This is a genomic window from Acinetobacter sp. YH12023, assembly GCF_013420135.1.
Classification (GTDB): domain Bacteria; phylum Pseudomonadota; class Gammaproteobacteria; order Pseudomonadales; family Moraxellaceae; genus Acinetobacter; species Acinetobacter amyesii.
In genome coordinates this window covers 1-22134 of record NZ_VOYU01000007.1, presented here as the reverse complement: position 1 = coordinate 22134, position 22134 = coordinate 1, and the positions used below count along the sequence as shown (strand labels likewise).

At 38.1% G+C, this 22134-nt stretch carries 24 protein-coding genes, 1 rRNA gene and 1 riboswitch; of the genes, 16 read left to right on the top strand and 9 right to left on the bottom strand.

Going from position 1 to position 22134, the window contains the following annotated elements:
- Nucleotides 1–8: 8 nt before the first annotated feature.
- Nucleotides 9–1181 (bottom strand): lipid-A-disaccharide synthase, encoded by a 1173-nt coding sequence (gene lpxB / locus FTT92_RS09005; RefSeq protein WP_180171918.1) that lies wholly within the window; start codon nucleotides 1179–1181, stop codon nucleotides 9–11.
- Between the two features lie 139 nt (nucleotides 1182–1320).
- Complete coding sequence (locus FTT92_RS16850; RefSeq protein WP_180171917.1) at nucleotides 1321–1548, bottom strand: helix-turn-helix domain-containing protein; 228 nt, start codon at nucleotides 1546–1548, stop codon at nucleotides 1321–1323.
- A gap of 388 nt (nucleotides 1549–1936) precedes the next feature.
- Between FTT92_RS16850 and FTT92_RS08995 the strand changes: the two genes are divergently transcribed.
- The 3 genes from FTT92_RS08995 to FTT92_RS08985 all read left to right on the top strand — a co-directional run bounded on the left by FTT92_RS08995 (nucleotide 1937) and on the right by FTT92_RS08985 (nucleotide 4634).
- Complete coding sequence (locus tag FTT92_RS08995) at nucleotides 1937–2833, top strand: sulfite exporter TauE/SafE family protein (protein WP_180171916.1); 897 nt, start codon at nucleotides 1937–1939, stop codon at nucleotides 2831–2833.
- A 127-nt stretch (nucleotides 2834–2960) separates the two neighbouring features.
- A complete protein-coding gene (locus tag FTT92_RS08990) occupies nucleotides 2961–4052 on the top strand; it encodes a 3-deoxy-7-phosphoheptulonate synthase (RefSeq protein ID WP_143221612.1) in 1092 nt (363 codons plus the stop codon).
- 57 nt (nucleotides 4053–4109) lie between these two features.
- On the top strand, nucleotides 4110–4634 hold the full coding sequence (locus tag FTT92_RS08985; protein ID WP_180171915.1) for a protein tyrosine phosphatase family protein: 525 nt from the start codon (nucleotides 4110–4112) through the stop codon (nucleotides 4632–4634).
- Here the strand turns inward: FTT92_RS08985 and ispF are convergent.
- Nucleotides 4622–5110: a 2-C-methyl-D-erythritol 2,4-cyclodiphosphate synthase gene (gene ispF, locus FTT92_RS08980; protein WP_111884307.1), complete on the bottom strand. Its 489-nt coding sequence runs from the start codon at nucleotides 5108–5110 to the stop codon at nucleotides 4622–4624. The genes FTT92_RS08985 and ispF overlap by 13 nt on opposite strands.
- A 100-nt stretch (nucleotides 5111–5210) precedes the next feature.
- Between ispF and FTT92_RS08975 the strand changes: the two genes are divergently transcribed.
- Nucleotides 5211–5861, top strand: coding sequence for a hypothetical protein (locus tag FTT92_RS08975; protein WP_180035702.1), 651 nt, complete (start codon nucleotides 5211–5213; stop codon nucleotides 5859–5861).
- Between the two features lie 75 nt (nucleotides 5862–5936).
- Here FTT92_RS08975 and FTT92_RS08970 read toward each other — a convergent pair whose 3' ends face one another.
- Nucleotides 5937–7178 carry a D-amino acid dehydrogenase gene (locus tag FTT92_RS08970; protein WP_180162737.1) on the bottom strand — a complete coding sequence of 414 codons (1242 nt, stop codon included), beginning with the start codon at nucleotides 7176–7178 and terminating at the stop codon, nucleotides 5937–5939.
- 135 nt (nucleotides 7179–7313) lie between these two features.
- A riboswitch (glycine riboswitch) is annotated at nucleotides 7314–7404 on the bottom strand.
- Nucleotides 7405–7635: 231 nt separating this feature from the next.
- On the opposite strand from FTT92_RS08970, the gene FTT92_RS08965 reads away from it, so the two are divergent.
- Nucleotides 7636–8409 (top strand): hypothetical protein, encoded by a 774-nt coding sequence (locus FTT92_RS08965; RefSeq protein ID WP_180171914.1) that lies wholly within the window; start codon nucleotides 7636–7638, stop codon nucleotides 8407–8409.
- A 174-nt stretch (nucleotides 8410–8583) separates the two neighbouring features.
- Nucleotides 8584–9111 carry a hypothetical protein gene (locus tag FTT92_RS08960; RefSeq protein ID WP_180171913.1) on the top strand — a complete coding sequence of 176 codons (528 nt, stop codon included), beginning with the start codon at nucleotides 8584–8586 and terminating at the stop codon, nucleotides 9109–9111.
- Between the two features lie 104 nt (nucleotides 9112–9215).
- On the opposite strand, the gene FTT92_RS08955 is transcribed toward FTT92_RS08960, so the two are convergent.
- From FTT92_RS08955 to prmB, 3 genes are all read right to left on the bottom strand, one after another.
- The gene (locus tag FTT92_RS08955) at nucleotides 9216–9731 is read right to left on the bottom strand and encodes an N-acetyltransferase (RefSeq protein WP_180171912.1); all 516 of its coding nucleotides are present in this window, start codon (nucleotides 9729–9731) and stop codon (nucleotides 9216–9218) included.
- 214 nt (nucleotides 9732–9945) lie between these two features.
- A complete protein-coding gene (gene aroC, locus FTT92_RS08950; protein WP_168378684.1) occupies nucleotides 9946–11040 on the bottom strand; it encodes a chorismate synthase in 1095 nt (364 codons plus the stop codon).
- 13 nt (nucleotides 11041–11053) lie between these two features.
- Entirely contained in the window at nucleotides 11054–12064 is a 1011-nt protein-coding gene (prmB, locus tag FTT92_RS08945) for a 50S ribosomal protein L3 N(5)-glutamine methyltransferase (protein WP_078193871.1), read from the bottom strand.
- 311 nt (nucleotides 12065–12375) lie between these two features.
- Between prmB and FTT92_RS08940 the strand changes: the two genes are divergently transcribed.
- The 10 genes from FTT92_RS08940 to FTT92_RS08895 all read left to right on the top strand — a co-directional run bounded on the left by FTT92_RS08940 (nucleotide 12376) and on the right by FTT92_RS08895 (nucleotide 21311).
- Nucleotides 12376–12681, top strand: coding sequence for a hypothetical protein (locus tag FTT92_RS08940; protein ID WP_180171911.1), 306 nt, complete (start codon nucleotides 12376–12378; stop codon nucleotides 12679–12681).
- Nucleotides 12682–12838: 157 nt separating this feature from the next.
- Complete coding sequence (locus FTT92_RS08935) at nucleotides 12839–14212, top strand: AarF/ABC1/UbiB kinase family protein (RefSeq protein WP_180171910.1); 1374 nt, start codon at nucleotides 12839–12841, stop codon at nucleotides 14210–14212.
- Nucleotides 14213–14453: 241 nt separating this feature from the next.
- A complete protein-coding gene (locus tag FTT92_RS08930) occupies nucleotides 14454–15740 on the top strand; it encodes an acyl-CoA dehydrogenase family protein (protein WP_180172024.1) in 1287 nt (428 codons plus the stop codon).
- Nucleotides 15741–15769: 29 nt separating this feature from the next.
- Entirely contained in the window at nucleotides 15770–16969 is a 1200-nt protein-coding gene (locus FTT92_RS08925) for an acyl-CoA dehydrogenase family protein (RefSeq protein WP_180171909.1), read from the top strand.
- Nucleotides 16970–17058: 89 nt separating this feature from the next.
- On the top strand, nucleotides 17059–17544 hold the full coding sequence (locus FTT92_RS08920; RefSeq protein WP_180172023.1) for a GNAT family N-acetyltransferase: 486 nt from the start codon (nucleotides 17059–17061) through the stop codon (nucleotides 17542–17544).
- A 342-nt stretch (nucleotides 17545–17886) separates the two neighbouring features.
- Complete coding sequence (locus FTT92_RS08915; protein WP_111884299.1) at nucleotides 17887–18471, top strand: lytic transglycosylase domain-containing protein; 585 nt, start codon at nucleotides 17887–17889, stop codon at nucleotides 18469–18471.
- 480 nt (nucleotides 18472–18951) lie between these two features.
- A complete protein-coding gene (locus tag FTT92_RS08910) occupies nucleotides 18952–19311 on the top strand; it encodes a hypothetical protein (protein WP_078193877.1) in 360 nt (119 codons plus the stop codon).
- Nucleotides 19312–19363: 52 nt separating this feature from the next.
- Nucleotides 19364–20323, top strand: a complete 960-nt coding sequence (locus FTT92_RS08905; protein WP_180171908.1) for a hypothetical protein — start codon at nucleotides 19364–19366, stop codon at nucleotides 20321–20323.
- Nucleotides 20324–20332: 9 nt separating this feature from the next.
- Nucleotides 20333–20869 (top strand): ATP/GTP-binding protein, encoded by a 537-nt coding sequence (locus FTT92_RS08900; protein WP_078193879.1) that lies wholly within the window; start codon nucleotides 20333–20335, stop codon nucleotides 20867–20869.
- A gap of 10 nt (nucleotides 20870–20879) precedes the next feature.
- Complete coding sequence (locus FTT92_RS08895; protein ID WP_180171907.1) at nucleotides 20880–21311, top strand: roadblock/LC7 domain-containing protein; 432 nt, start codon at nucleotides 20880–20882, stop codon at nucleotides 21309–21311.
- Nucleotides 21312–21322: 11 nt separating this feature from the next.
- Here the strand turns inward: FTT92_RS08895 and FTT92_RS08890 are convergent, their stop codons facing one another.
- Both FTT92_RS08890 and rrf read right to left on the bottom strand, forming a co-directional pair.
- A complete protein-coding gene (locus FTT92_RS08890; RefSeq protein WP_180171906.1) occupies nucleotides 21323–21763 on the bottom strand; it encodes a hypothetical protein in 441 nt (146 codons plus the stop codon).
- 252 nt (nucleotides 21764–22015) lie between these two features.
- Nucleotides 22016–22130, bottom strand: a 5S ribosomal RNA gene (rrf, locus tag FTT92_RS08885).
- Nucleotides 22131–22134 lie beyond the last annotated feature (4 nt).

The window sequence follows — 22134 nt, the reverse complement described above, 5'->3', positions numbered from 1 at the left end:
TTAAAGGTTTAATTTAAAAGCTTTAAAATCGCTTCCACAGGGTTTTCACTGTTGCCTGAAAGCAGTTGTTTATGCATGGTGATATGCTGCATTACTTGAATTTGCGATTTTTCAACATCCATTAAGCTTTCAATTTCTGCTGCTAATTTTTCAGGTGTTGCATCATGTTGAATAAGTTCCTGAATCACCTTTTTGCCCGCAATAATATTTGGCAATGAATAATACGGAATTTTGATCAGCAATTTCACCACATGATAGGTCAGCCAATTTAACTTATAAAAGGTTACCATTGGGCGGTGTAAAAGCATCGCTTCTAAAGTCGCTGTACCCGAAGCCAAAGCGACAATATTCGATGCGTTCATCACCTGACGGCCAATTTTAGATTCGGTATCGGTGTTTTCCATCAAGCGAACTTTGGCTTGTAATGCTTCAGGATACTGCTTGAGCAACAATTCGATTTGCTGTTTACGTGCATCATTGATTGCAGGAATCAGGAACACATAGTCTGGATGCTGCTCCGTCAAAATCTGTGCGGCAGACAGCACCAAAGGCCCTAAGCGCTCAATTTCACCGCGACGGCTGCCCGGAAGTAATGCAATGTGTTTTTGATGCTCATCTAAGCCTAACTCGTGTTTAGCCGCAACGAGTGGATTATCTAAAGGCAACTGACTTGCCAATGGGTGTCCGACAAATGCAGCCGGAACTTGCCATTTTTGAAAAAATACTTTTTCGAAAGGAAATAAACAAAGGACTAAATCAATACTCGCCTTGATGCCATGCACACGGCCTTGGCGCCACGCCCACACTGAAGGACTAACATATTGCACTGTTTTAATTGGTAGCTGTTTTTGCTTCATGCTCTTAGATAAACGCAAATTAAAATCCGGTGCATCTATCCCTACAAAAACATCGACAGGGTTTTCAGTCCATTTTTCAACCAGACCATCACGTACAGCAAAGAGTTTTTTAATATCTTTTAAGACTTCAACGATCCCCATCACCGATAAAATATCCATCGGATAATAGCTGTTAAAGCCTTCTGCAATCATTTGCGGACCACCAATGCCTTCAAATTCCGCATCAATCCCTTGCTGTCGAAAACTACGGATAAGCTTGGCGCCTAATGTATCCCCGGATACTTCCCCAACCACGATGCCAATTTTAAGTTTCCGATTTTGCAAAAGTCTGTCCTTTTAACTCAATTTTCTTTAGCTATAGATTCTATACGAGTCCTTCACAAAGTTAATAGATTTCCTGAAAAAAGCTGTACAGCTCTAATTCACCATTTTAGAAATATTCCTCACTGTGCTTAGCTACTAACTAAAATTTTTTATACCAATGGTTCTGATTTCTACCGTATTTACTCTTAAACAATTTACGAAATAGCACTGCTGTATTAAAACCTGCGCTTTCCGCAATTTTATCAACTGAATAATCTGTCACTTCAAGCAATTCTGCCGCATATCGCAGTCTTTCATTATTTAACCAAGTGACAATAGGTCGTTCTGACGCATGTTTAAAATGTCTAGTTAGTGTCCTTCTACCCATATTCGAATAATGGCGAAACCTTATCTTTTTAAGGAGTATGAGATTTTGCAGGACTGGACTTTAAGTTCACAGTCGCATATATCGATAAATAACTAATTAAAGACTAGGAAAATAAACCTACGGTGCGTTTTTTGGTATTAGATATGCATTTCAGATAGTCATCACCTTATATTCTAAATACATGATTTCACTGCAGCATAATCTCCATTTGAACTATCAACCAGTTGAGAAAGCCGAAATCAATAACTTAGCTTAGTAAAAATTCATGTATTTCCAAATTAAAGACACTCTTTATCTATTTTTTTCACAAGCAAATCACTAATCGAGACAACGACTTATATCAATTAGTCATAAGATATGCACGTTTTTTGATATTTGGCATTCAGCGATGGTCGGTCCTTTAGAGTTCATTCTGGCAGGTGTAATTGTAGGTTTCTGCGTAGGTATTACCGGCGTTGGCGGTGGTTCATTGATGACCCCGATCCTGATCAGCCTGTATAAAATTGAACCCCATATTGCGATCGGCACAGACCTACTATATGCCGCAATTTCAAAATTTTGTGGTTCTTTAGTTCATGCACGTAAAATGAATATTGTATGGACCATTGTTATTTGGCTTGCAGTCGGCAGTATCCCTGCGTCTTTTGCGACCCATTGGGTACTTGAAAACTATCTCAGCCAATCGACACATTACAAAACCGTCTTAACCATGTTTTTAGGTTTTATGCTGACGATTACAGGGATCTCAATTATTTTCCGTGGTCATATCGAAAAATTCTTTAATAAATTTCGAAAAACTGATCAGTTGGATGATATGAGTGCTGATCTGGAGCGTATCAATTTCCAAGCTAAAAATAAGCGTGCATATATCATCATCATGGGGATTATTTTAGGCGTATTCGTTACTCTATCGTCTGTTGGTGCAGGTGCCTTCGGTATTATGGCATTGGTACTCATGTTCCCTAATTTACCAATGATTCGAATTATCGGCTCTGACGTCGTACATGCCGTGATTCTTACACTGGTTGCAGGCTTGGGTCATATGAGCTCAGGTAATGTCGATTTTCATTTATTGGGTTGGTTATTGGTTGGTTCTATTCCTGCAATTGTGGTCGGAACTTTAATCAGCTCACGTTTACCTGAAAAAGTCATTCGTAAAGTCTTAGGCATTACCTTGTTTGTTTTAGGCATGAATTTCATCATTAATCCAGTAAAATCAAAACCTGTCGAAAAACCAACAACTGCAATGTTGATCGCACCGACGGTGAATAGTCAGCAGGTTTAAATTAACTGCCCGATTCATCACTTTTTTTTCAGAGACTTATTGATCTTTTTTATAACATTTGAATGCTATATTCATGTTATATTCGGCTCACGAAACAACCTTTTGTATAATCAAACCAGTGACGGCAATGAATACTTTACAGTCAAATTCTATTACCCAAAACGACATTGATGACGTGAATGTAAAAAGCATTCAGCCTCTTGTTACTCCTGCAGAACTAAAAAAAGAGCTACCTCTGACTGAAACTGCCTATCAAACAGTCCTTAAGGGCCGTGAAACTGTACGTAATATTTTAGATGGAAATGACAAACGTCTTTTTGTTGTCATTGGTCCATGTTCAATTCACGACACAGTCGCTGCACATGATTATGCTGACCGTTTAAAAGTTTTAAGTGACAAAATCCAAGATACGATTTATGTCGTGATGCGTGTGTATTTTGAAAAACCACGTACCACTGTGGGTTGGAAAGGTCTGATTAATGACCCTGACATGAACGACTCTTTCAACATCGAAAAAGGCTTACGTATTGGTCGTAAACTTTTACTTGAATTGAATGAAAAAGGTTTGCCTTGTGCAACTGAAGCACTCGATCCGAACTCACCACAGTACTACCAAGATCTTATCTCTTGGTCAGCGATTGGTGCGCGTACCACTGAAAGCCAAACACATCGTGAAATGTCTTCTGGCCTTTCTTCACCTGTGGGCTTTAAAAATGGTACAGATGGCGGTTTAACCGTTGCGACCAATGCCATGCAATCTGTTAAACATGGTCATAGCTTCTTGGGCTTAAGCGACCAAGGTCAAGTTTCTGTTATTCGTACCAGTGGTAACCCATATGCACACGTTGTACTTCGTGGCGGTAACGGTAAACCAAACTACGACGCAGGTTCAGTTGCAGATGCAGAGGCGGCATTAGCCAAAGCAAAAGTTAGTGGCAAAATTATGATTGATACCAGTCATGCAAACTCAAACAAAGACCCGTACCTACAACCCCTTGTTCTCAAAAATATTACTGAACAAATCCTTGACGGAAACAAGTCAATCGTGGGTATTATGGTAGAAAGTCACTTAAAAGGTGGTCGTCAGGATATTCCTGCCAACCTATGTGACCTCGAATATGGTAAATCAGTGACTGATGGCTGTATCGATTGGGATACGACTGAAAAAGTCTTGTTAGAGATGCATGAAGCACTTAAAGACGTGTTACCGACACGCTAAGTGAATGAAAAACGCCATCTTCGAGATGGCGTTTTACTTTAAAGGATTATTTGTCAGATGAATGAAATCGAAAATGCGTTAAGTCATATTGAAAACTTCCAATATATACATGAACACTTATTAACGTCAGGACAACCATCTCCTTCTGAGCTTCAAACGATTAAAGAATATGGTGTTTCAACGGTTATTAATTTAGCACTGACCGATGCATCCAATCATATTGAGCATGAAGACCGCATTTGCCTAGATCTAGGCCTGAACTACATCCAAGTTCCAATCTCTTGGGATACCCCTTCAGATGATCAATGCCTTTTAGTACTCGATATGATTGACCATTTGGTTCAAGGTCAAACGGTTTGGCTACACTGTGCGAAAAACTTCCGTGTCAGCAGTTTGATGTATTTATATCGTCAATACTATATGGATGTTGATATGCCAAAGGCTCAAGATTTGATGCATCAAATTTGGGAACCCAATGAAACATGGGCAGGTTTAATCCATGCGGTTGCCTTACAACTTCAAGGCCGTAAAGCAACTCAAGATTTACAACATGCACTGATCCATCCAGATCATTTTGCGTGAGAAATCAGTACTGTTGCAGTAGAAAGAATACCTTCTTGGCGACCAGTAAACCCTAATTTTTCGGTGGTGGTCGCTTTGATGCTAATTTGTGTAACTTCAACATCCATAACATCTGCGATACTTTGACGCATTTCTAAATTATGTTTTGCTAGTTTAGGGCGCTCACAAGCCACGGTAATATCAGCATTATTAAGTACATATCCACGATCTAAAATCATTTGGTAGACGTGTTTTAAAAGTACTCGACTATCGGCACCTTTAAATTTTGGATCTGTATCTGGAAAATGCTGACCAATATCTCCAAGTGCCAAAGCTCCTAATAATGCATCACAAAGCGCGTGCAGTACCACATCACCATCAGAATGTGCTTTGAGTCCATGTGTATGTGGAATTTGAACACCAGCAAGCGTTACAAAGTCACCTTCTTCAAATGCATGCACATCCATGCCCTGACCGATACGAATTTGAGCTATCATGCTTGAGTTCCTTGAGAAAATAATGATTGAAATCTTGTATTCACGCTTTCTATTTCGCTATAGTGTGGGCAAGCGCAACATAGTGAAAGTATAAGCGATCATGCTGTTGAAAACTGAAATAAATATCATCAAAAAATTCGGACTAGTTCTGCTAATAGGTTCTGGCCTAGCGATGTTTACGCATGCAGAAAAGATAGACTGTGATCAGGCCAATACTCAGGCAAAAAAAAATTACTGTTCTGACGGTTTTGAAGAACAACGTGAAAAGTTAGATGGGCTTTTTTTAACGGCGCAGTTAATTACCGATGCCCCAATACGCTTACTGATAGATACGCAAAAATTATGGTACAGTCGTGTTCAGCAATGCAAAAACTTGGAGTGTTTTAAACAACAATTTGAGCTTCGCCATGAAGATTTGAATATTTATACCTCGATGAACCAAAGTCTAACGCAGCATTATCTTAAATTTGAAAATGGTCATTTTGCGACATCACCTGTACATTTAAAGGTACATCAACTTGGCAAAGACAGTATCAAAATAGAAGGCATTGCCTATCGTAATCCGAACAATCGAGTTGAAACACAAACCATTCCATTTTTAGCTTACACAACACCCGAACAAAAAAATCAAATCACCGATAATGAACACGACTGCAAATATCAGTTCAATTACAGTAAAGCCTTACTCTCAGTAAAAACTGAACAAAAAGGCTGTGAACGTTTTGCAGGGATTTATCGTTTATATGATTAAGATCAAATTCGAATGACTTAGATACATCAAAAAAGCCTCAACATTGAGGCTTTTTTGATGTCTACAATATGTCAGTTAAATCGGATGTGTTTGCTGCACTTGCTGGCTAATCATCGCAGCTGTTGCCGCAGATAAGGTCCATCCAAGGTGACCATGCCCTGTATTATAGAAAATATGATCACGCTTACCTGCATGCACTACAGGCATCATATTGGGCATCATTGGTCGTAAACCCGCCCACGGCACTACATGTTCAGTTGATAGATTAAAGTTGCGATTCGACCAATCAATTAAAGGCTGAATGCGATCGGCACGAATATCTCGGTTATAGCCATTAAACTCTGCCGTGCCTGCAACACGTAGTCGATTTGCACCTAAGCGTGAAGTCACAATTTTGGCACTTTCATCCAACAGACTTACCCAAGGCGCATTGGCCTGACTTTGTTCATCATTTAAATTAATGGTGATTGAATATCCTTTGACTGGATACACATTTACGCGATCACCGAGTTTATGTGCAAGTTCATAACTACCTACGCCACCACAGACCACCACAGCATCTGCTTCAAGTATGGTATCAGCATCAGGATGCTCCATATTTTCATCACTGGCTTTTAACTGAACATTGACACCTTTTGCATGATGTTCAAAGTCAGTCACCTCAAAACCCCACATATATTTCACATCAAAGCGTTCTGTTGCTTTAGCAAGCTGCGTCGTAAATTTGTGGATGTCGCCCGTGGCATCCCCCGGACAATAAAAACCACCATAGTATTCACCTGTCAGACTAGGCTCAATATCACGGATTTCAGCTAATGTCACAGGATGACGCTCTAAACCACCTTCACAGAGCATATTATTAACTTGAGTCGCCACCTCATAATCATGTTGATTATGAAAGAAATGTAAAATGCCGCGTTTTTCTAAATCAAACTGTAAGTTTTCATGCTCAGCTATTTCAAATAAGCGCTGACGTGCCATCAATGCAAGACGGACAGTCTCGTGAGTATTTTCACGATAATCTTTAATATGTCCCATAAACTCAAAGAGCCATGAATATTTGTGTAGATTAAAACTTGGATTTAATAATAATGGCGCGGTTTTTTGTGACATCCATTTGATGCCTTTCACTACCGTTGCTTTTTGGTTCCAGACTTCAGCATTACAGGCTGATAATTGACCACCATTGGCAAACGACGTTTCCATCGCTGGATAAAGATGTTTATCGACCACAGTGACACGATAGCCGAGTAATCCGAGTTCGTAAGCTGTCGTTACCCCAGTAATACCTGCACCAATCACAACAATATGACACATATAGGCTCCTTGGAAATTATATTTCCTATGCTCGCCCCATCTGTTATTGGTACCTGAGAGCTTTGGTTCCTTGCGATGCAATGTGAACCTTCCCCTTCGGTGAGTAGGTCTAGCCTACTTCTCTCCAGATTTTTTTATATGATTACAGTCCTTTTGCCTGAGAGTTTCCTGGGGGAACTTGCTCCTTCGGCGAGCACGATCTGTGCTTCTCTCCTGCAATCATCCATTCGTTTTTATTCGGCATTCATCTTGGTATTGCCTTAGTTAGATATGAGCAATATTTGTACCAAATCTCAAGTCCTATTTGGGTCAATATTGTTAAATATTATTTTTTATATCGATTTAAGTTGTTAGGTTATAAATTTAAAATCATTTTTTTCTACACCTAAATACTTCATCTTTAAAATAAAGGTTTAAAATATTAAATGAAATTTATAACTAGAAAGATTGAAGTTTTATGTCGGATTCTACGCTTTTCTCTCGCTTTGCATCTTTGATCAAAACACATTCTATTGAAGAATTAACCCAAAGTGATTTACTCCTTCTTAAGACTCTGGGGCCTGTTCAAAGTTTTTATGCACCATTCGAGGCCATAAATCATAATGCAAAAGTGGTTATCGTCGGCATCTGCCCAGGCCAACAACAATGGCGTAATTCATTAATCGCAGCAAAGGTCGGCTTAGAACAGCAAGTATCTGAGGAAAACATTCTTAAACTTGCCAAGAATAGTGGCGCTTTTAGCGGCCCTATTCGTAAAAATTTAACTCAACTGCTAGATCATATTGGATTACACAATCAATTAGGCATACAGACCACTGCAGAGCTATTTAGCAATCATCAAGATATAGTGCAAATGTGCTCGGTTTTACAGCAATGTATTTTGGTCAATGGAGAAAATTATGCTGGCTCAACGCCCCCAATGCTGAAAAATGAATTATTAAAACAACATATTGATGATTATTTTATTCCTATGGTTCAACAGCTTCCGAACGCAATTTATATCCCGCTAGGCAAAGGTGTAGATGAGGTTTTAAATTATGTATGTAGCTTAGGCTATTTAAATGATCAACAGATTCTAGCTGGACTTCCCCATCCATCAGGTGCAAATGCTGAACGGATCAAATATTTTTTAGGTGAAAAACCACGTGACCAATTATCTCAACAAACCAATCCCGAGCAGATTGATAGCGCAAAATCACAGATCCTGCTTAAATTATCCAATCTTCTATGAAGTTCGCTTAACATCACTGAAAAGTATTATTTATTTGAATATCCACTACTTATATCAAAGCAGTGCTCGAACAAAACTAGAAAAGTGTGATGTATTTTACTTTTTTGTTTTTCTGTGTGAATATGCGCAAAAATAAATATTGCTCATAAAAATAACACTAACATGGAAAAACACATGAAAAATTATGTAGTTCTAGGATTTACACTCCTACTACTCACAGGTTGTATTACCGTACCTAAAAATAAACCTGAAACAAGAACCTTGAAGCTAAAAGGTGTGAATACCGTTGAAAACAGCAAAGTGATCCAACGGACCATTACTCGAGGTCAGTTACTATGTGAAGCTGGACAAAAATGTCCTGAACTTGCAATTGATTGGCAAAAAAACAAAGGTGAGTATGCACTTTCACTGCATTCTTATGATCAACAGCAGCTTGATATGAGTGAAATATCTTTTGTGATTGACGGCAAAGTTTTGTCTTATCCTGCAATTGGTCAAACAAATTATCGTCGCTTAGATAATTCAAATGTGATTGATTCTTCTAATACCGTGATGATCCCAGATGCTGTGCTTAAACAATTTCGGGACGCAAAAAATATTGCTGTGATAATGAATACCAACCAAGGTGAAATCGCACACTATATGTTAAAAAACCAAAAATCTTCAGATGCCTATCGTCTATTTTTACGTGCTTATTCTTAAGACCAAATAGTCTAAAATAAAAATCCCAGAAGTTAGTCTATGTCTTCTTTTGGGATTTTTTATTCATCTCATCTTATAAATTAATCAAATGCATCACATGATCTTTATTTTATTCGTTTAATTAATTGTTTAATTGTCAGTTCACATATCGGTTGACCCACCTCTAGATGAAGAGGATAGGCTTGATTTTCATCTGTTATGTTATAGCCACGTCGTTGATAATATTTTATTAATTCTAAACGCCGATCAATCACATACATGACAAATTCTTCAACATTGGGTTCCATCAACATCGCTTGTTGTTCTGCAAATTGCAATAATTTTTTTCCTAAGCCCTGAGCTTGCTCATTTGGATGAATTGCAAAATGACCAATTTCACAGCTCATCCCCTGCATTTGAATACCAATACACCCCTTGATCTGCGCATGTACCGACTCAATCACATATAGATGAAAATCCTTTTTTTGTAAGAGTTGACTGAGTTGAGAGACATTTATTCGATTTCCTCGAACAATATGATGTTCCGTGGTCCAACTCTTGGGATGATTCTCCCGATAGGCTATATTCATTAAGCTTTCGAGCTGCTGAATATCACCAAGTAAAGCATGTCTTATATTCATATTTTTTAGCTATTTATTTTCATAGGCCTATTTTACTGAAATAAAAAAACCAGACAATTGTCTGGTTTTTTTAAAGCAATGTGCTCATCAGTGTGACTTGCTAACGCTATTCACTAACCGCGTTCGGAACAAAGCAACGCTTTGTTATTTATCCACTGTGACTCGCTAACGCTACTCACCAACCGCGTTCGGAACAAAGCAGCGCTTTGTTTCCTCACTTGGGTTCAATTGGGGCAAATGGAGCGACAACATCCGCATTTTGTGCACGGTTACGCATGAAGTGATCCATGAGCACAATTGCTAACATCGCCTCTGCAATTGGTGTCGCGCGAACACCGACACAAGGATCATGACGACCTTTGGTCAACACATCTGTATCTTCACGATTAATCGTAATGGTTTTACCCGGCGTAGTAATGGAAGCTGTTGGTTTCAAGGCGATCGCAACACGAATGTCTTGACCACTCGAAATACCGCCCAAAATGCCGCCTGCATGGTTTGCCAAGAAACCATCCGTAGTTAACTCATCACGTGTTTCATGACCAAACTGCTCGGCAACACCAAAGCCATCACCAATTTCTACACCTTTTACAGCATTGATGGACATCATAGCATGTGCAATATCTGCATCTAAACGATCAAATACAGGCTCGCCCCAACCGACTGGCACTTGCGTCGCAATAATTTCCAGTTTGGCGCCACAGCTCGTTCCTTGTTCACGAAGTGACGTTACGAGAGCCTCAAAACGTGGGACGGCATCAGCATCACCACAGAAAAATGGGTTATTCGGAACTTCATTCCAGTCCAATTTCTCTGCTTTTTCGGTACCAATTTGGGTTACATGACCACGAATTTCTATGCCGAATTTCTCAAACAAGAATTTTTTAGCAATCGCACCCGCAGCAACACGCATCGCAGTTTCACGAGCACTCGAACGGCCACCACCACGATAATCACGGAAACCATACTTATGTGTATACGTATAGTCTGCATGACCCGGACGGAAGGTTTGCGCAATGTTGCCATAATCTTTTGATTTTTGATCTGTGTTACGGATCAAAAGACCAATCGATGTACCGGTTGTTTTGCCTTCAAATACGCCTGAAATAATTTCAACTTCATCGGGTTCTTTACGCTGAGTCGCAAACTTAGATGTGCCCGGCTTACGACGATCCAGATCCTTTTGCAAATCGGCTTCAGTCAGTTCAATACCCGGTGGAACCCCATCCACAATGGCCATCAAACCAACGCCATGAGATTCACCACAAGTCGTTACACGGAAGAGCTGCCCTATACTATTACCTGCCATGTCAAACGACTCCTTATGCTTGAACAGATTGAATAAATAAATCTCGGTATTCGCGGCATTGAGCAGCAGTCAATGCAAAGATACCTGTACCGCCTTTTTGGAACTGTAACCAGTAAAAATCAACGGTATTGAAGTTTTGACGCATTGCCCATTCTGAGTTACCCACTTCGATCACAATTAAGCCATCTTCAGTCAGGTAATCTGCAGCTTGTGCCAACATTTTACGGACAAGATCCAAACCATCTTGACCCGCAGCAAGCGCCATTTCAGGTTCATGGTGGAATTCTTCTGGTAAATCTGCCATGTCTTCAGCATCCACATATGGTGGATTCGACACGATCAAATCATATTGATTTTCTGCTGGAATTTTGGCGAATAAATCAGACTCAAGTAAAGCCACTTGATATTGTTTATTGTGGTGTTCACAGTTAATTTGCGCCACTTCAAGTGCATCTTTAGACAAATCTGTTGCATCAACTTCAGCGTCTGGGAATGCATAAGCTAAAGCAATCGCGATACAACCCGAACCCGTACACATATCTAAAATGCGCTGAGGAGTTTTTGGATTGGCATTTTCAGGTAGATTATTAACCGCAGCACCCATTTCGCCATTTTCACCTAAGCAATATGGCGCAAAACGGTTTTCAATCAATTCTGCAATTGGAGAACGTGGAATCAGTACACGTTCATCGACATAAAATGGCTTACCAAAGAAATAAGACAAGTTAAGTAAATAAGACGTCGGAACTTTTTCATTAATACGACGTTCTAACAATGCTAAAAATTCTGCAACTTCACTTGGCAATAATTTCGCATCTAAGATTTCCGCATCTGCATTCCAATCTAGAGATAACGTTTGTAAAACCAATGCTGAGCTTTCAGCAAAATAGTCTTCTGTACCTTGTCCTAAGTGGGCATCATATTGACGTAAAGCTGTTACCCCAAAGCGGATATAATCACGAATTGTAGATAGGTTTTCAGCTGCTTCCTGTAAATGTTCAGGGCTAATAGTCGGTCGATCCACTTAAGGCGTCTCCAGTTCATAATTTTTTAAACGCCCTATGATACCTTGTTTTGATGCTATTTATAATAAAAATACGGCATTATTCACCGCTTGCAAGCGTTTCATAACCTGCATATATAGGTCAGATACATTCGCTGAAATGAAATTTGTACTTTAGGCTTTTCTTCAGCATGCTATAAAACCTAATAGATAAAAATTACGAATAAAAACCAATTAAAGCTCAATTGTTTAGCAATTTGTACTTGATCCTAAGCTTTATTTTCTTAAAATCATCTCCATACAAACAGTTAAATTTTAAATGCGGAGCTCCAATGAGCTATAAGCACAATAACCTCATGGCTATGCGTCAAAGCTATTGGGAAGACACTCAGTCTTTAAACGTGCAAACCGAAAAGGCATTTTTTCAGCAACTACTGATCGAACATCAAGTTTTCCCTGATGCGAGTCTAGAAAACGCACGTACCCTATTTTTTAGCTTACCGAGCATTATTATTGTCAAAGGTTATGCTGCCGGATTTAAAGACGAATCTGTCCAACATCTTATTCATCAACATATTGAAAAACATAAAGCCGCATTGATGCAAAACGATACGGTAAAAATCAAATATCGTTTATAGTTTTATTTCCAATGTGCCTGTCTACGTGGCATCTTGCTTAAGTTTGCAAATGCTTACTGCATATTCAGTAAGTTGAACTATTTTAATACGTTAAGAAACGTTAAAATTAGCTACAATGTATTTTTCTGCGAATTGCTGATTAAAGGATTTAATTTACATGTCAGATCAGAACGATAAGCTCAAACACTTGAAAACGTCTTCTATGGATCGACGCTTATCTATCGCAAAGGCATCGCTACTTGCGGGAACTCGTTGGGCAGCATCAAACGCCACTTCTATTTTTTCGAGTGAAGAAGAAAAAGAGAAAAAGCGTAAAAAAGCCATGAAAGATCAGGCCGAATATCTCGTCGCAGAAATTGGTAAATTAAAAGGTTCGATTGTAAAAATTGGGCAAATGATGGCGTTGTATGGTGAACATTTTCTGCCTGAAGAAATCACCCAAGCCCTCAACACTCTGAACAATCAAACAGTTGCATTGGCATGGCCAGCCATTAAAGTCCAATTACAAAATCAACTTGGCTCAAAGCTTGATGATCTCGTGATTGATCATGAGCCACTTGGCACAGCATCTCTGGCACAGGTTCACCGTGCAAAACGCAAATCTGATGGTTTAGAACTGGTTTTAAAAATCCAGTATCCGGGTGTGGCAGATGCAATCGATTCGGATATGAATCTATTCAAAAACATGCTTAAACTGACACGAATGGTGCCTCAAACCCGTGAATTTGATCAGTGGTTTGATGAAGTTCGTGAAATGATGCATCGTGAAGTAAATTATAAAATCGAAGCAGATACCACTCGCCGTTTTGCTGCACGCTTAAAAGAAGACCCACGCTATATCGTGCCGCAAATCATTGAAAGTTATTCAACACCTCAAGTACTGTGTATGACTTTTGAACGTGGTGTGCCGATTAACAGCCCAGTAATGCTGTCACTTCCTCAAGAGCGCCGTAACGCCTTAGGTGAAGCATCACTTGAAATTGCCGTACGCGAAATTTTTGAATGGGGTGAAATGCAAACCGACCCTAACTTCGGAAACTATTTGGTGCGTTTGGGCAATGGTGCGGATGTACCAGATAAAATCGTACTCCTCGACTTTGGTGCGATCCGTCAGTTCGATGAGCATCTATTAGGCGTTGCACGTAATTTGATTACCGCGGGTTATCACCATAGCTCTGAGCAAATGGTCAAAGCGATGACAGGTTATGAGTTCTTTGATGGTATTCCACAAAGTATTAAACCTGATATGGCTAAAGTCTTTTTGTTAGCGACAGAGGCATTTAGTAGCACTGCAAATAACCCGGACATCCCTGCTGGTGTTATGGACGAACAACAACGCTATGATTGGAAAAAAAGCCAATTACATAGCCGTGTGATGCAACAAGCTTCAAAATCGATGGCATCTCGCTACTTCTCAGTTCCACCTAAAGAGTTTATGTTTATCAGCCGTAAATTTATCGGTGCATATACCTTTATGACCGTCATTGAAGCGAAAACCAATGTTCGTCGTATGATTCAAAAATATCAATAATCATTCAATGCACACTTCAAGACTTGGCTGACTCAAATGTCAGCCAAGTCAATTTTAAAATAAAAATCCTTTTAAGCCTTTTTACTTTTCTATTCTTAATTAATCATTTAGCTATCAAATCCCACCTAATTTCGCCGTTTATCTTTGACAATCATGCATGTCAATTATGACATGGTTTTTCTATCTTTGGCATGTCAGCATTAAATAAGAACAATGCAAATGGAAAACAACAATGACCAATATGGTAAACAAGGCTCAAGGATTTGGGCTCTCACTTTTAACTAAAATTGCCGGAAGTGATGTACTCGATCAGTTTAAACTACGCAAATTTGTTGAAAAATCTTTGTATCAAAGCTCAAAAGCTGGTTTTAAAACCCTGAGCCAGACACAAAAAGCATTTCAGACCAACAAAGGTGTGCAAAAGCAACGTTTGCCAAATCAACAAAAATCATTATTTGATTTAAACCTGACTGAAGAACAGCAAATGACTGCTGATGCGATGCAGCAGTTTGCCACAGAAGTCTTGTATCCACTTGCTCATCAAGCCGATCAAGAGGAAAGATTTCCTGAAGCGTTATGGCAACATATCCAAGATCTAGGTCTAAATTATTATGCCTTACCTGAAGATTTGGGTGGCGTCGCGGCAGAAAAAAATATCATTAGCAATATCTTAATTGCTGAACAATTGGCTGAAGGTGACTTTAGTTTAACAGCAGGTTTACTGTCGACATTTAGCTGTATCAACGCCATCACCCAATGGGGTTCCGAATCTGTTCAAGCAACCTACTTAGCGGCATTTGCAGATGATTCAGCCCTACGTGCAAGCTTTGCGGTTCAAGAGGCAACAGCGGCATTTAATCCCTATCAACTTAAAACTCACGCGATTGCTGATGGCCAGCAGTATAAAATCAGTGGGGAGAAAACCTTAGTCCTTTTAGGTGAACAGGCAGATGTGCTCTTGGTGAGTGCCATGCTGAATGGGCAGCCTGAAGTTTTTATTGTGCAACGTGACCAGAGCATTAGCGCAAAAAAAACACCTGCTATGGGTTTGAAAGCCACTGAAACGGTAACGTTAAAATTTGATCAGACCCCTGCCCAACGCTTAGGCGATCAAGATTTCAACTACACATCATTTATCGATCTTGGCAATTTAATGTGGTGTGCAATGGCTGTTGGTACCGCAACTGCAGTGAAAAAGTATTGCATTCAATATGCAAACGAACGTACAGCTTTTGGGGAGCCAATTTCACATCGTCAAAGTGTGGCATTTATGATTGCAGATATGGCAATCGAAATTGATGCCATGCATATGCTCATCCTCAATGCAGCAAGTCTAGCCGAAGCTGGCAAGCCCTTTCATCGTGAAGCCTATTTAGCCCGCGTATTATGTGCTGAAAAGTCAATGAAAATTGGGACAGATGGCGTGCAAATATTAGGTGGTCATGGCTTTACCAAAGAACATCCCGTAGAACGTTGGTATCGAGACTTACGTGCCACAGCGATTCTTCAATCTGGCTTACATGCTTAATTCAGCAAAATAAAAACAAGGAAATGTCCATGAACTTACAAAATCCGAAAAAATTTAAATTGCTGATCGACCAAGCCCATGAAGTCGCTTTAAATGTTCTACGTCCTATTTCACGTAAATATGACAAAGCCGAACATGCCTACCCGAAAGAATTAGACATGTTGTCTTCCCTCGTCGACGGTATGAATGATGGCGGTGACGGCATGAATGCAGGTGCCGCCGTCAATAAACGTGGCGACACAGACACGGGTAATAAAAACGGTGTCAATATGTCGACAGCCCTCAGTATCATCGAGATGTGCTATGGAGATACAGGCCTGTTGCTCAGTATGCCTCGACAAGGGCTTGGAAATTCGGCTATTGCAGCAGTAGCCAATGATGAACAACTAGAACGCTTAAAAGGAACTTGGGCCGCTATGGCCATTACAGAACCCAATTGTGGCTCTGATTCTGCAGCTATTCGGACAACAGCGACGAAAGATGGCGATGAATACATCCTCAATGGTGAAAAGATCTTTGTCACCTCGGGTGAACGTGCTGATTCCGTGGTGGTTTGGGCAACCCTAGATAAAAAATTAGGTCGTGCAGCGATTAAATCCTTTGTTGTTGAAAAAGGTACACCAGGCATGACTGTAGAACGCCTAGAACATAAATTGGGTATTAAAGCTTCTGATACGGCTGCTATTAGTTTTGTTGATTGTCGTGTCCCTGCTGCAAACTTATTAGGCAATGCTGAAATTGATGTAGCTAAGGGTTTTGCTGGGGTAATGGAAACTTTTGATAATACTCGCCCACTCGTTGCTGCGATGGCTATTGGCTGTGCAAAGGCATCTTTAGAGCGAATTAAAGAAATCTTTAAAGATGAACTAGATGAGCAGTATTCAACACCCATCTTACAAAGCTCGAATATTGCTGCACAAATCTACCGTATGGAAGCAGACTGGGAAGCAGCACGTCTCCTCATGCTCAAAGCCGCATGGATGGCCGACAACAAAAAACCTAACTCACGTGAAGCATCCATCGCTAAAGCAAAAGCAGGCCGTATAGGTAATGAAATCACATTAAAATGTTTAGAGCTCGCAGCTGCAGTTGGTTATAACGAAGATGAATTATTGGAAAAATGGGCACGTGATTCAAAAATCCTTGATATATTTGAAGGAACACAGCAAATTCAACAATTAATCGTTGCACGACGTGAACTGGGTAAAAGTTCAAGCGAATTAAAATAATTACTTTGCTTGAGCAATTTGAAACTTAAAGATGGATTTTTATATAGGATCAGTCTATAAACAATCCATCTTTTTGTTTTTCGATGATTATGTTTCAGATCCGACCACTTCAACTTGAAGACAATGCAAGCATTGCCAATGTCATTCGCACAGTTTCCAAAGAATTTGGATTAGCACCTGAATCAGGATTTGCCGTTGCAGATCCAATTTTAGATGATTTATATCACGTTTATGCACAAGCAAATGCACAATATTGGGTTATTGAAAATCAAGACGGTACAATTTTAGGTGGCGGCGGCCTTTCTCCTTTAGCTGGAGATTCAAGCATTTTAGAAATCCAAAAAATGTATTTTTTGCCTGAATTACGTGGTCATGGTTTAGCCAAAGATATTTTAGAACTTTGTTTTCAATTCGCCAAAGATCATAATTTTAAAGCGTGTTATTTAGAAACTACACATACACTTGGACAAGCGGTAAAACTCTATGAAAAAGTAGGATTTCAACATTTACAAGCTCCCAAGGGCAATACAGGTCATAGCCAAGCATGCGAAATTTGGATGCTTAAAACACTTTAAATTATACTTAGATTCCATTCATACCTCTGAAAAAAGTTATAGCTTTTTCAAATAGGGATATTTCATGAGTGGATATTCTAGTTTTTTATAACTAAAGTTCTCGGGATTTGAATATCCCCACAATCTTAATAAGTACCATATCAAGAGAGAAATACGGACACAAGTAATGCTATCTGTTTTTCTCTCTTCACTTAAATAATTATGTAATTTGAGTACATTTTCATCAATTCTTACAATTTCACTGTACAGAGCATCTTAAGAAAATATTGACCTCTAAGTCTCCAATTCATACTATCGCTTTAGAAATTACACTTAGCCACGATTATTTTAAAGTGAACATAAATGCAGAATGTACTGAATAAAACTCGCCTTTCAACTCGTCTTTCGTCGCTCCTAAGCGCTCACAGCTTAAAGTTTTCAACTGTTATTATATCTGTAACCCTGATTTCTGGATGTTCATCACTCGGTGGTGGCTCTGTAGAAAAACGTGCCGTTAAACTTTCATCAGGGATCCAAAAGGCCTATTCAGTCAATCCTGAAACTGCAAATCGAGTGTCACCCTACATTGTGCAAACTGCTGATCAATACAACTTAGATCCTTTACTACTGGCTGCTGTTATTCGCCAAGAATCAACTTTCCGCCCTTATGTCAGTTCACCTGCAGGTGCAGTCGGTTTAACTCAGGTGATGCCACGTTATTGGCAAGCAACATGCCCTGGGGATTTATATGACGAATTAACCAATATTAATTGTGGGTCATTTATTTTAACTAAATATAAAAATGCCGCTGGCAGCATGCCAAAAGCTTTAGCCTACTATAATGTCGGACCTACCGCTTATAACACCAATCGAAAAATGAAAAAACAAGGCAAACGTTATGCAAAACAAGTGAAACAACATCGAAATAATTTAAAAAGTGCATTATAAAAAGTACAGTTCAATCCTATTAACCTAGGATTGAACTTTTAACATACATCACAAATAATTAAATTTAATAGACTTAAATCACAAATATTAATCTAGAAATAATATTATATAATATATTTTAATGATCAGAAAATAAACAAACAGCATTAACACCTAATACTTATTTTGTATTATATAATATTTATTACATATTAAATTAATGGAATAATACATTAAATTTATTAATAAAAAAACCCTTACAAAACAATAACCTTAATAGAATTTTATATAAAATAATTTTATAAAAAGTTTAAATATTCTACACAATACTACAATTTTTAGCAGCCAAGAATCGTTTAAACATCATTTTTACTTTATTTATTATTAACAATAATCAACCAGCTGATTTTTTTAGCATTGTTTATTCATTATTTTTCGCTAATATCATATAGGTCAGTAAAACTATATTACTGATTAACATATAATTTATTGGGGTTAATAATGGCCAAATTATCTTTAAACGCTTTAACAGACATTGACGGTTTTATTGCTGCAGCTTTGGTTGACAGCGAAAGTGGCCTTGCTATGGCGACACAAGGCAATAACGACATCGATTTAGAATTAGCTGCTGCTGGTAATACTGAAGTTGTCCGCTCAAAGCGTAAAGTTGCCAAAGCGTTGAATTTAAATGACTCTATTGAAGACATTCTAATTACTCTGGGTAAACAATATCACTTAATCCGCCCACTCGACTCAAATGAAGCATTATTTCTTTACCTCGTATTAGACCGTAGTAAATCAAACCTTGCTATGGCTCGCCATGAACTTAAACATTTCGAAAAAGAATTAGATTTTTCTTAATTTAAAGTTGGGTTATTTCACAAGAAATAACCCAGTTTTTCTGGACCATTTCGTGAATAGCACATTATATATTTCTATCTTTGGCTTAAATCTAAATGTTATCAATGACATTAAATCTATTATTTCAAATAAGCTATCTGAAACTTTTACTATTCATTGGACAAACATTGCAGATTCGAAACTCCAAGTCCTATTAATCAATGATGACTTTATCGACCTGCCGAATATAAATAAAATAAGGCACGAAGCTTTAATCATACTTAAACTTAAAAAAAATGAATTGAAAGCAAATCAAATCGAACACGATACCCTGTTTTTACCCCTAACAAATACCAATCAATTTGAGCATTGGTTAGAGCATTCAGTTGCGTTAAGGTTCCGAGACATTAATCCTGTAAATGTGTCCAATCCTATTGTTGTTCAAGACACAAAACCTAAATTAAATGCACTCCAGATCTCACAGGCTTTTAAAGATTTAAATAAACATCAACGTCAACTATTGCTTTTAGATCAAAAACCAATCGCACTCATTGATAACTTAAGCAATGAGTTTTGGATAGAACAAAATATACAAATCACACAAAATTCTGAAATCACACTCATTTCAGCAGATACAAATACAGTTGTCACTTTTAAATATGGGTTGGAATCAATAAATTTACAGCATGGATTATGGCAATTTGTTTGGGATTACGTAGATGATACTCCCCCCAATTACACAAGCCACTATAAACTTTTGCATTGGCCACAGCCTATACATTGTGCTGAGCGACAATCACTATTGAAAATATCCGCTTTTTTTATGGAAGGTAGTTCTACTCAATATATTGCTGAACAAATATATTTAAGCCAAAACTTTATTAATCGTTATTTATTTGCATGCCATATAGCTCAAATCATAGAAGAGATACCGGCCATGGCGAGTGTATATCATAGCCAAAAAACAGCTCAAGAATCTTCAAGTCCACTACAGAGTTTTTTCCGTAGTCTTCGAAAAAAATTAGGAATCTAAAATTTCATTATGATTTTACAGCAATACAAGATCGTATTTGCCGGAACGATGGGTGCCGGAAAAACCACTGCTATTCAAAGTATTTCTGATATTCCTGTACTGAGTACAGAAGCGCTTAATACTGATCAAAATGCGCATCAAAAAATGTTGACTACTGTTGGAATCGATTACGGTGAGCTTACTCTCGCCGATGGTACTAAACTTGGTTTATATGGTACGCCGGGCCAAGAAAGATTTAACTTTATATGGAATACCATTTGTAACGGCGCGATTGGTACAATTATTTTGATTGATCATACACATGACCATCCAATTCAGCAGCTGAATGATTATTTAAATTATTTTTCTGAAAATAATGAAAACATCATCATCGCGATTACACATTTAGACAGTACGCAGTATAAATCCACCAAACTTTATAAAGAATGGCAGGATTCACAACAGATACATCACCCGATTTTTTATATCGATGCTAGAAATAAAAAAGACATTCTTTTTATTCTAGAAGCACTTATTGCAAAAGCCGAAGTTCAACTTTCAATCTAATGAAGATATTATGAATACAGCAATTCGTACAACACGTTCAGCACCACTACAGCTTATTGAACAAGCACATAAACTCATGAAGGAGTTAATTTCTGATGTGTCCGGTGTTGAATATATGATGTTATGTTCAACTGATGGTTTTGAATTAAAATCTATAGAAAAGAAAAATATTGAAAATTCTGGAAAACTTGCAGCTGTAAGCAGTTCAATCTTAGCAATGGTTCAAGCTTTTACTAATGAAATTAATTTAGTCGGTTGTCAAACCATTACATTAGATGCAAAAAATGGTAAAGCATTACTCACAGCGATCTCTCACCCTCAGCACCCTATGATATTAGTTGTCTTGACATCAAAAAATGTATTATTAGGGCAATTATTATATTCTTTAAAAAGAGTGAGTAATGAACTAAGCGAATATCAACTGTCAAATACATTCACCTAGTCCAATTCAATTTATTTCATCGATTCACGCATTTTATCTTCATCAAAATATTGTGCAAATGATGCAATACGTTTTTCAACAACTGGATTTTTCATCAGGTTCTCAGCTGCACGATTCCCCAATAGTTCAAATGCTTTACCCAAAGCATTTGTTCCTTCATTTTCTGTAACAGCTTTGATTTCAGCATTACAACGTTTAGTAAATAATTCTTGAAATAAATTTGCCATATTTTTATCAATCTTTTGCATCTCAGCGGACGTCACTTTACTATACTTAGAAATTTCTGGATGTGCTGAAAATGCCAAATAAATCCAAGCCGTTAAGTTCTGACTCTCTTCTGCTGAAATTTTATTTACCAAACATTCACTTAGTTTATCCTGATACACACCAGCTGTAGTATTTAAAGAAACAAATGCAAATAAAACTATAGTTAATAATTTTTTTAAAAACATCTTAAATACCCTATATATTATTAATGAAACAAACGATTTTATTATATTGATTTATTACACATTTTCATTAGCAAAAGATTTTAAAATGATATAGATGGATTGAGCATTTTAGTTTTATTTTCTTTAAATATCTCTCGTTTTCTTATTTTTTGAATTTGCTTCTCTTATTATTTTCTATTTTGATAACTTTCCCTTTTTCTTCGTGCATAAAAAAACACCCCCTGCACGAGTCAGGGGGTGTTTCGAATAATGAGCTGGCGATGACTTACTCTCACATGGGTAACCCCACACTACCATCAGCGCTAAGAGGTTTCACTTCTGAGTTCGGGAAGGGATCAGGTGGTTCACTCTTGCTATTGTCGCCAGCACAA

Coding starts and splice junctions, on each gene's coding strand:
- FTT92_RS16850 (WP_180171917.1), bottom strand. CDS start 1,548: ATGGGTAGAAGGACACTAACTAGACATTTTAAACATGCGTCAGAACGA.
- FTT92_RS08995 (WP_180171916.1), top strand. CDS start 1,937: ATGGTCGGTCCTTTAGAGTTCATTCTGGCAGGTGTAATTGTAGGTTTC.
- FTT92_RS08990 (WP_143221612.1), top strand. CDS start 2,961: ATGAATACTTTACAGTCAAATTCTATTACCCAAAACGACATTGATGAC.
- FTT92_RS08985 (WP_180171915.1), top strand. CDS start 4,110: ATGAATGAAATCGAAAATGCGTTAAGTCATATTGAAAACTTCCAATAT.
- ispF (WP_111884307.1), bottom strand. CDS start 5,110: ATGATAGCTCAAATTCGTATCGGTCAGGGCATGGATGTGCATGCATTT.
- FTT92_RS08975 (WP_180035702.1), top strand. CDS start 5,211: ATGCTGTTGAAAACTGAAATAAATATCATCAAAAAATTCGGACTAGTT.
- FTT92_RS08970 (WP_180162737.1), bottom strand. CDS start 7,178: ATGTGTCATATTGTTGTGATTGGTGCAGGTATTACTGGGGTAACGACA.
- FTT92_RS08965 (WP_180171914.1), top strand. CDS start 7,636: ATGTCGGATTCTACGCTTTTCTCTCGCTTTGCATCTTTGATCAAAACA.
- FTT92_RS08960 (WP_180171913.1), top strand. CDS start 8,584: ATGAAAAATTATGTAGTTCTAGGATTTACACTCCTACTACTCACAGGT.
- FTT92_RS08955 (WP_180171912.1), bottom strand. CDS start 9,731: ATGAATATAAGACATGCTTTACTTGGTGATATTCAGCAGCTCGAAAGC.
- aroC (WP_168378684.1), bottom strand. CDS start 11,040: ATGGCAGGTAATAGTATAGGGCAGCTCTTCCGTGTAACGACTTGTGGT.
- FTT92_RS08940 (WP_180171911.1), top strand. CDS start 12,376: ATGAGCTATAAGCACAATAACCTCATGGCTATGCGTCAAAGCTATTGG.
- FTT92_RS08935 (WP_180171910.1), top strand. CDS start 12,839: ATGTCAGATCAGAACGATAAGCTCAAACACTTGAAAACGTCTTCTATG.
- FTT92_RS08930 (WP_180172024.1), top strand. CDS start 14,454: ATGGTAAACAAGGCTCAAGGATTTGGGCTCTCACTTTTAACTAAAATT.
- FTT92_RS08925 (WP_180171909.1), top strand. CDS start 15,770: ATGAACTTACAAAATCCGAAAAAATTTAAATTGCTGATCGACCAAGCC.
- FTT92_RS08920 (WP_180172023.1), top strand. CDS start 17,059: ATGTTTCAGATCCGACCACTTCAACTTGAAGACAATGCAAGCATTGCC.
- FTT92_RS08915 (WP_111884299.1), top strand. CDS start 17,887: ATGCAGAATGTACTGAATAAAACTCGCCTTTCAACTCGTCTTTCGTCG.
- FTT92_RS08910 (WP_078193877.1), top strand. CDS start 18,952: ATGGCCAAATTATCTTTAAACGCTTTAACAGACATTGACGGTTTTATT.
- FTT92_RS08900 (WP_078193879.1), top strand. CDS start 20,333: ATGATTTTACAGCAATACAAGATCGTATTTGCCGGAACGATGGGTGCC.
- FTT92_RS08895 (WP_180171907.1), top strand. CDS start 20,880: ATGAATACAGCAATTCGTACAACACGTTCAGCACCACTACAGCTTATT.
- FTT92_RS08890 (WP_180171906.1), bottom strand. CDS start 21,763: ATGTTTTTAAAAAAATTATTAACTATAGTTTTATTTGCATTTGTTTCT.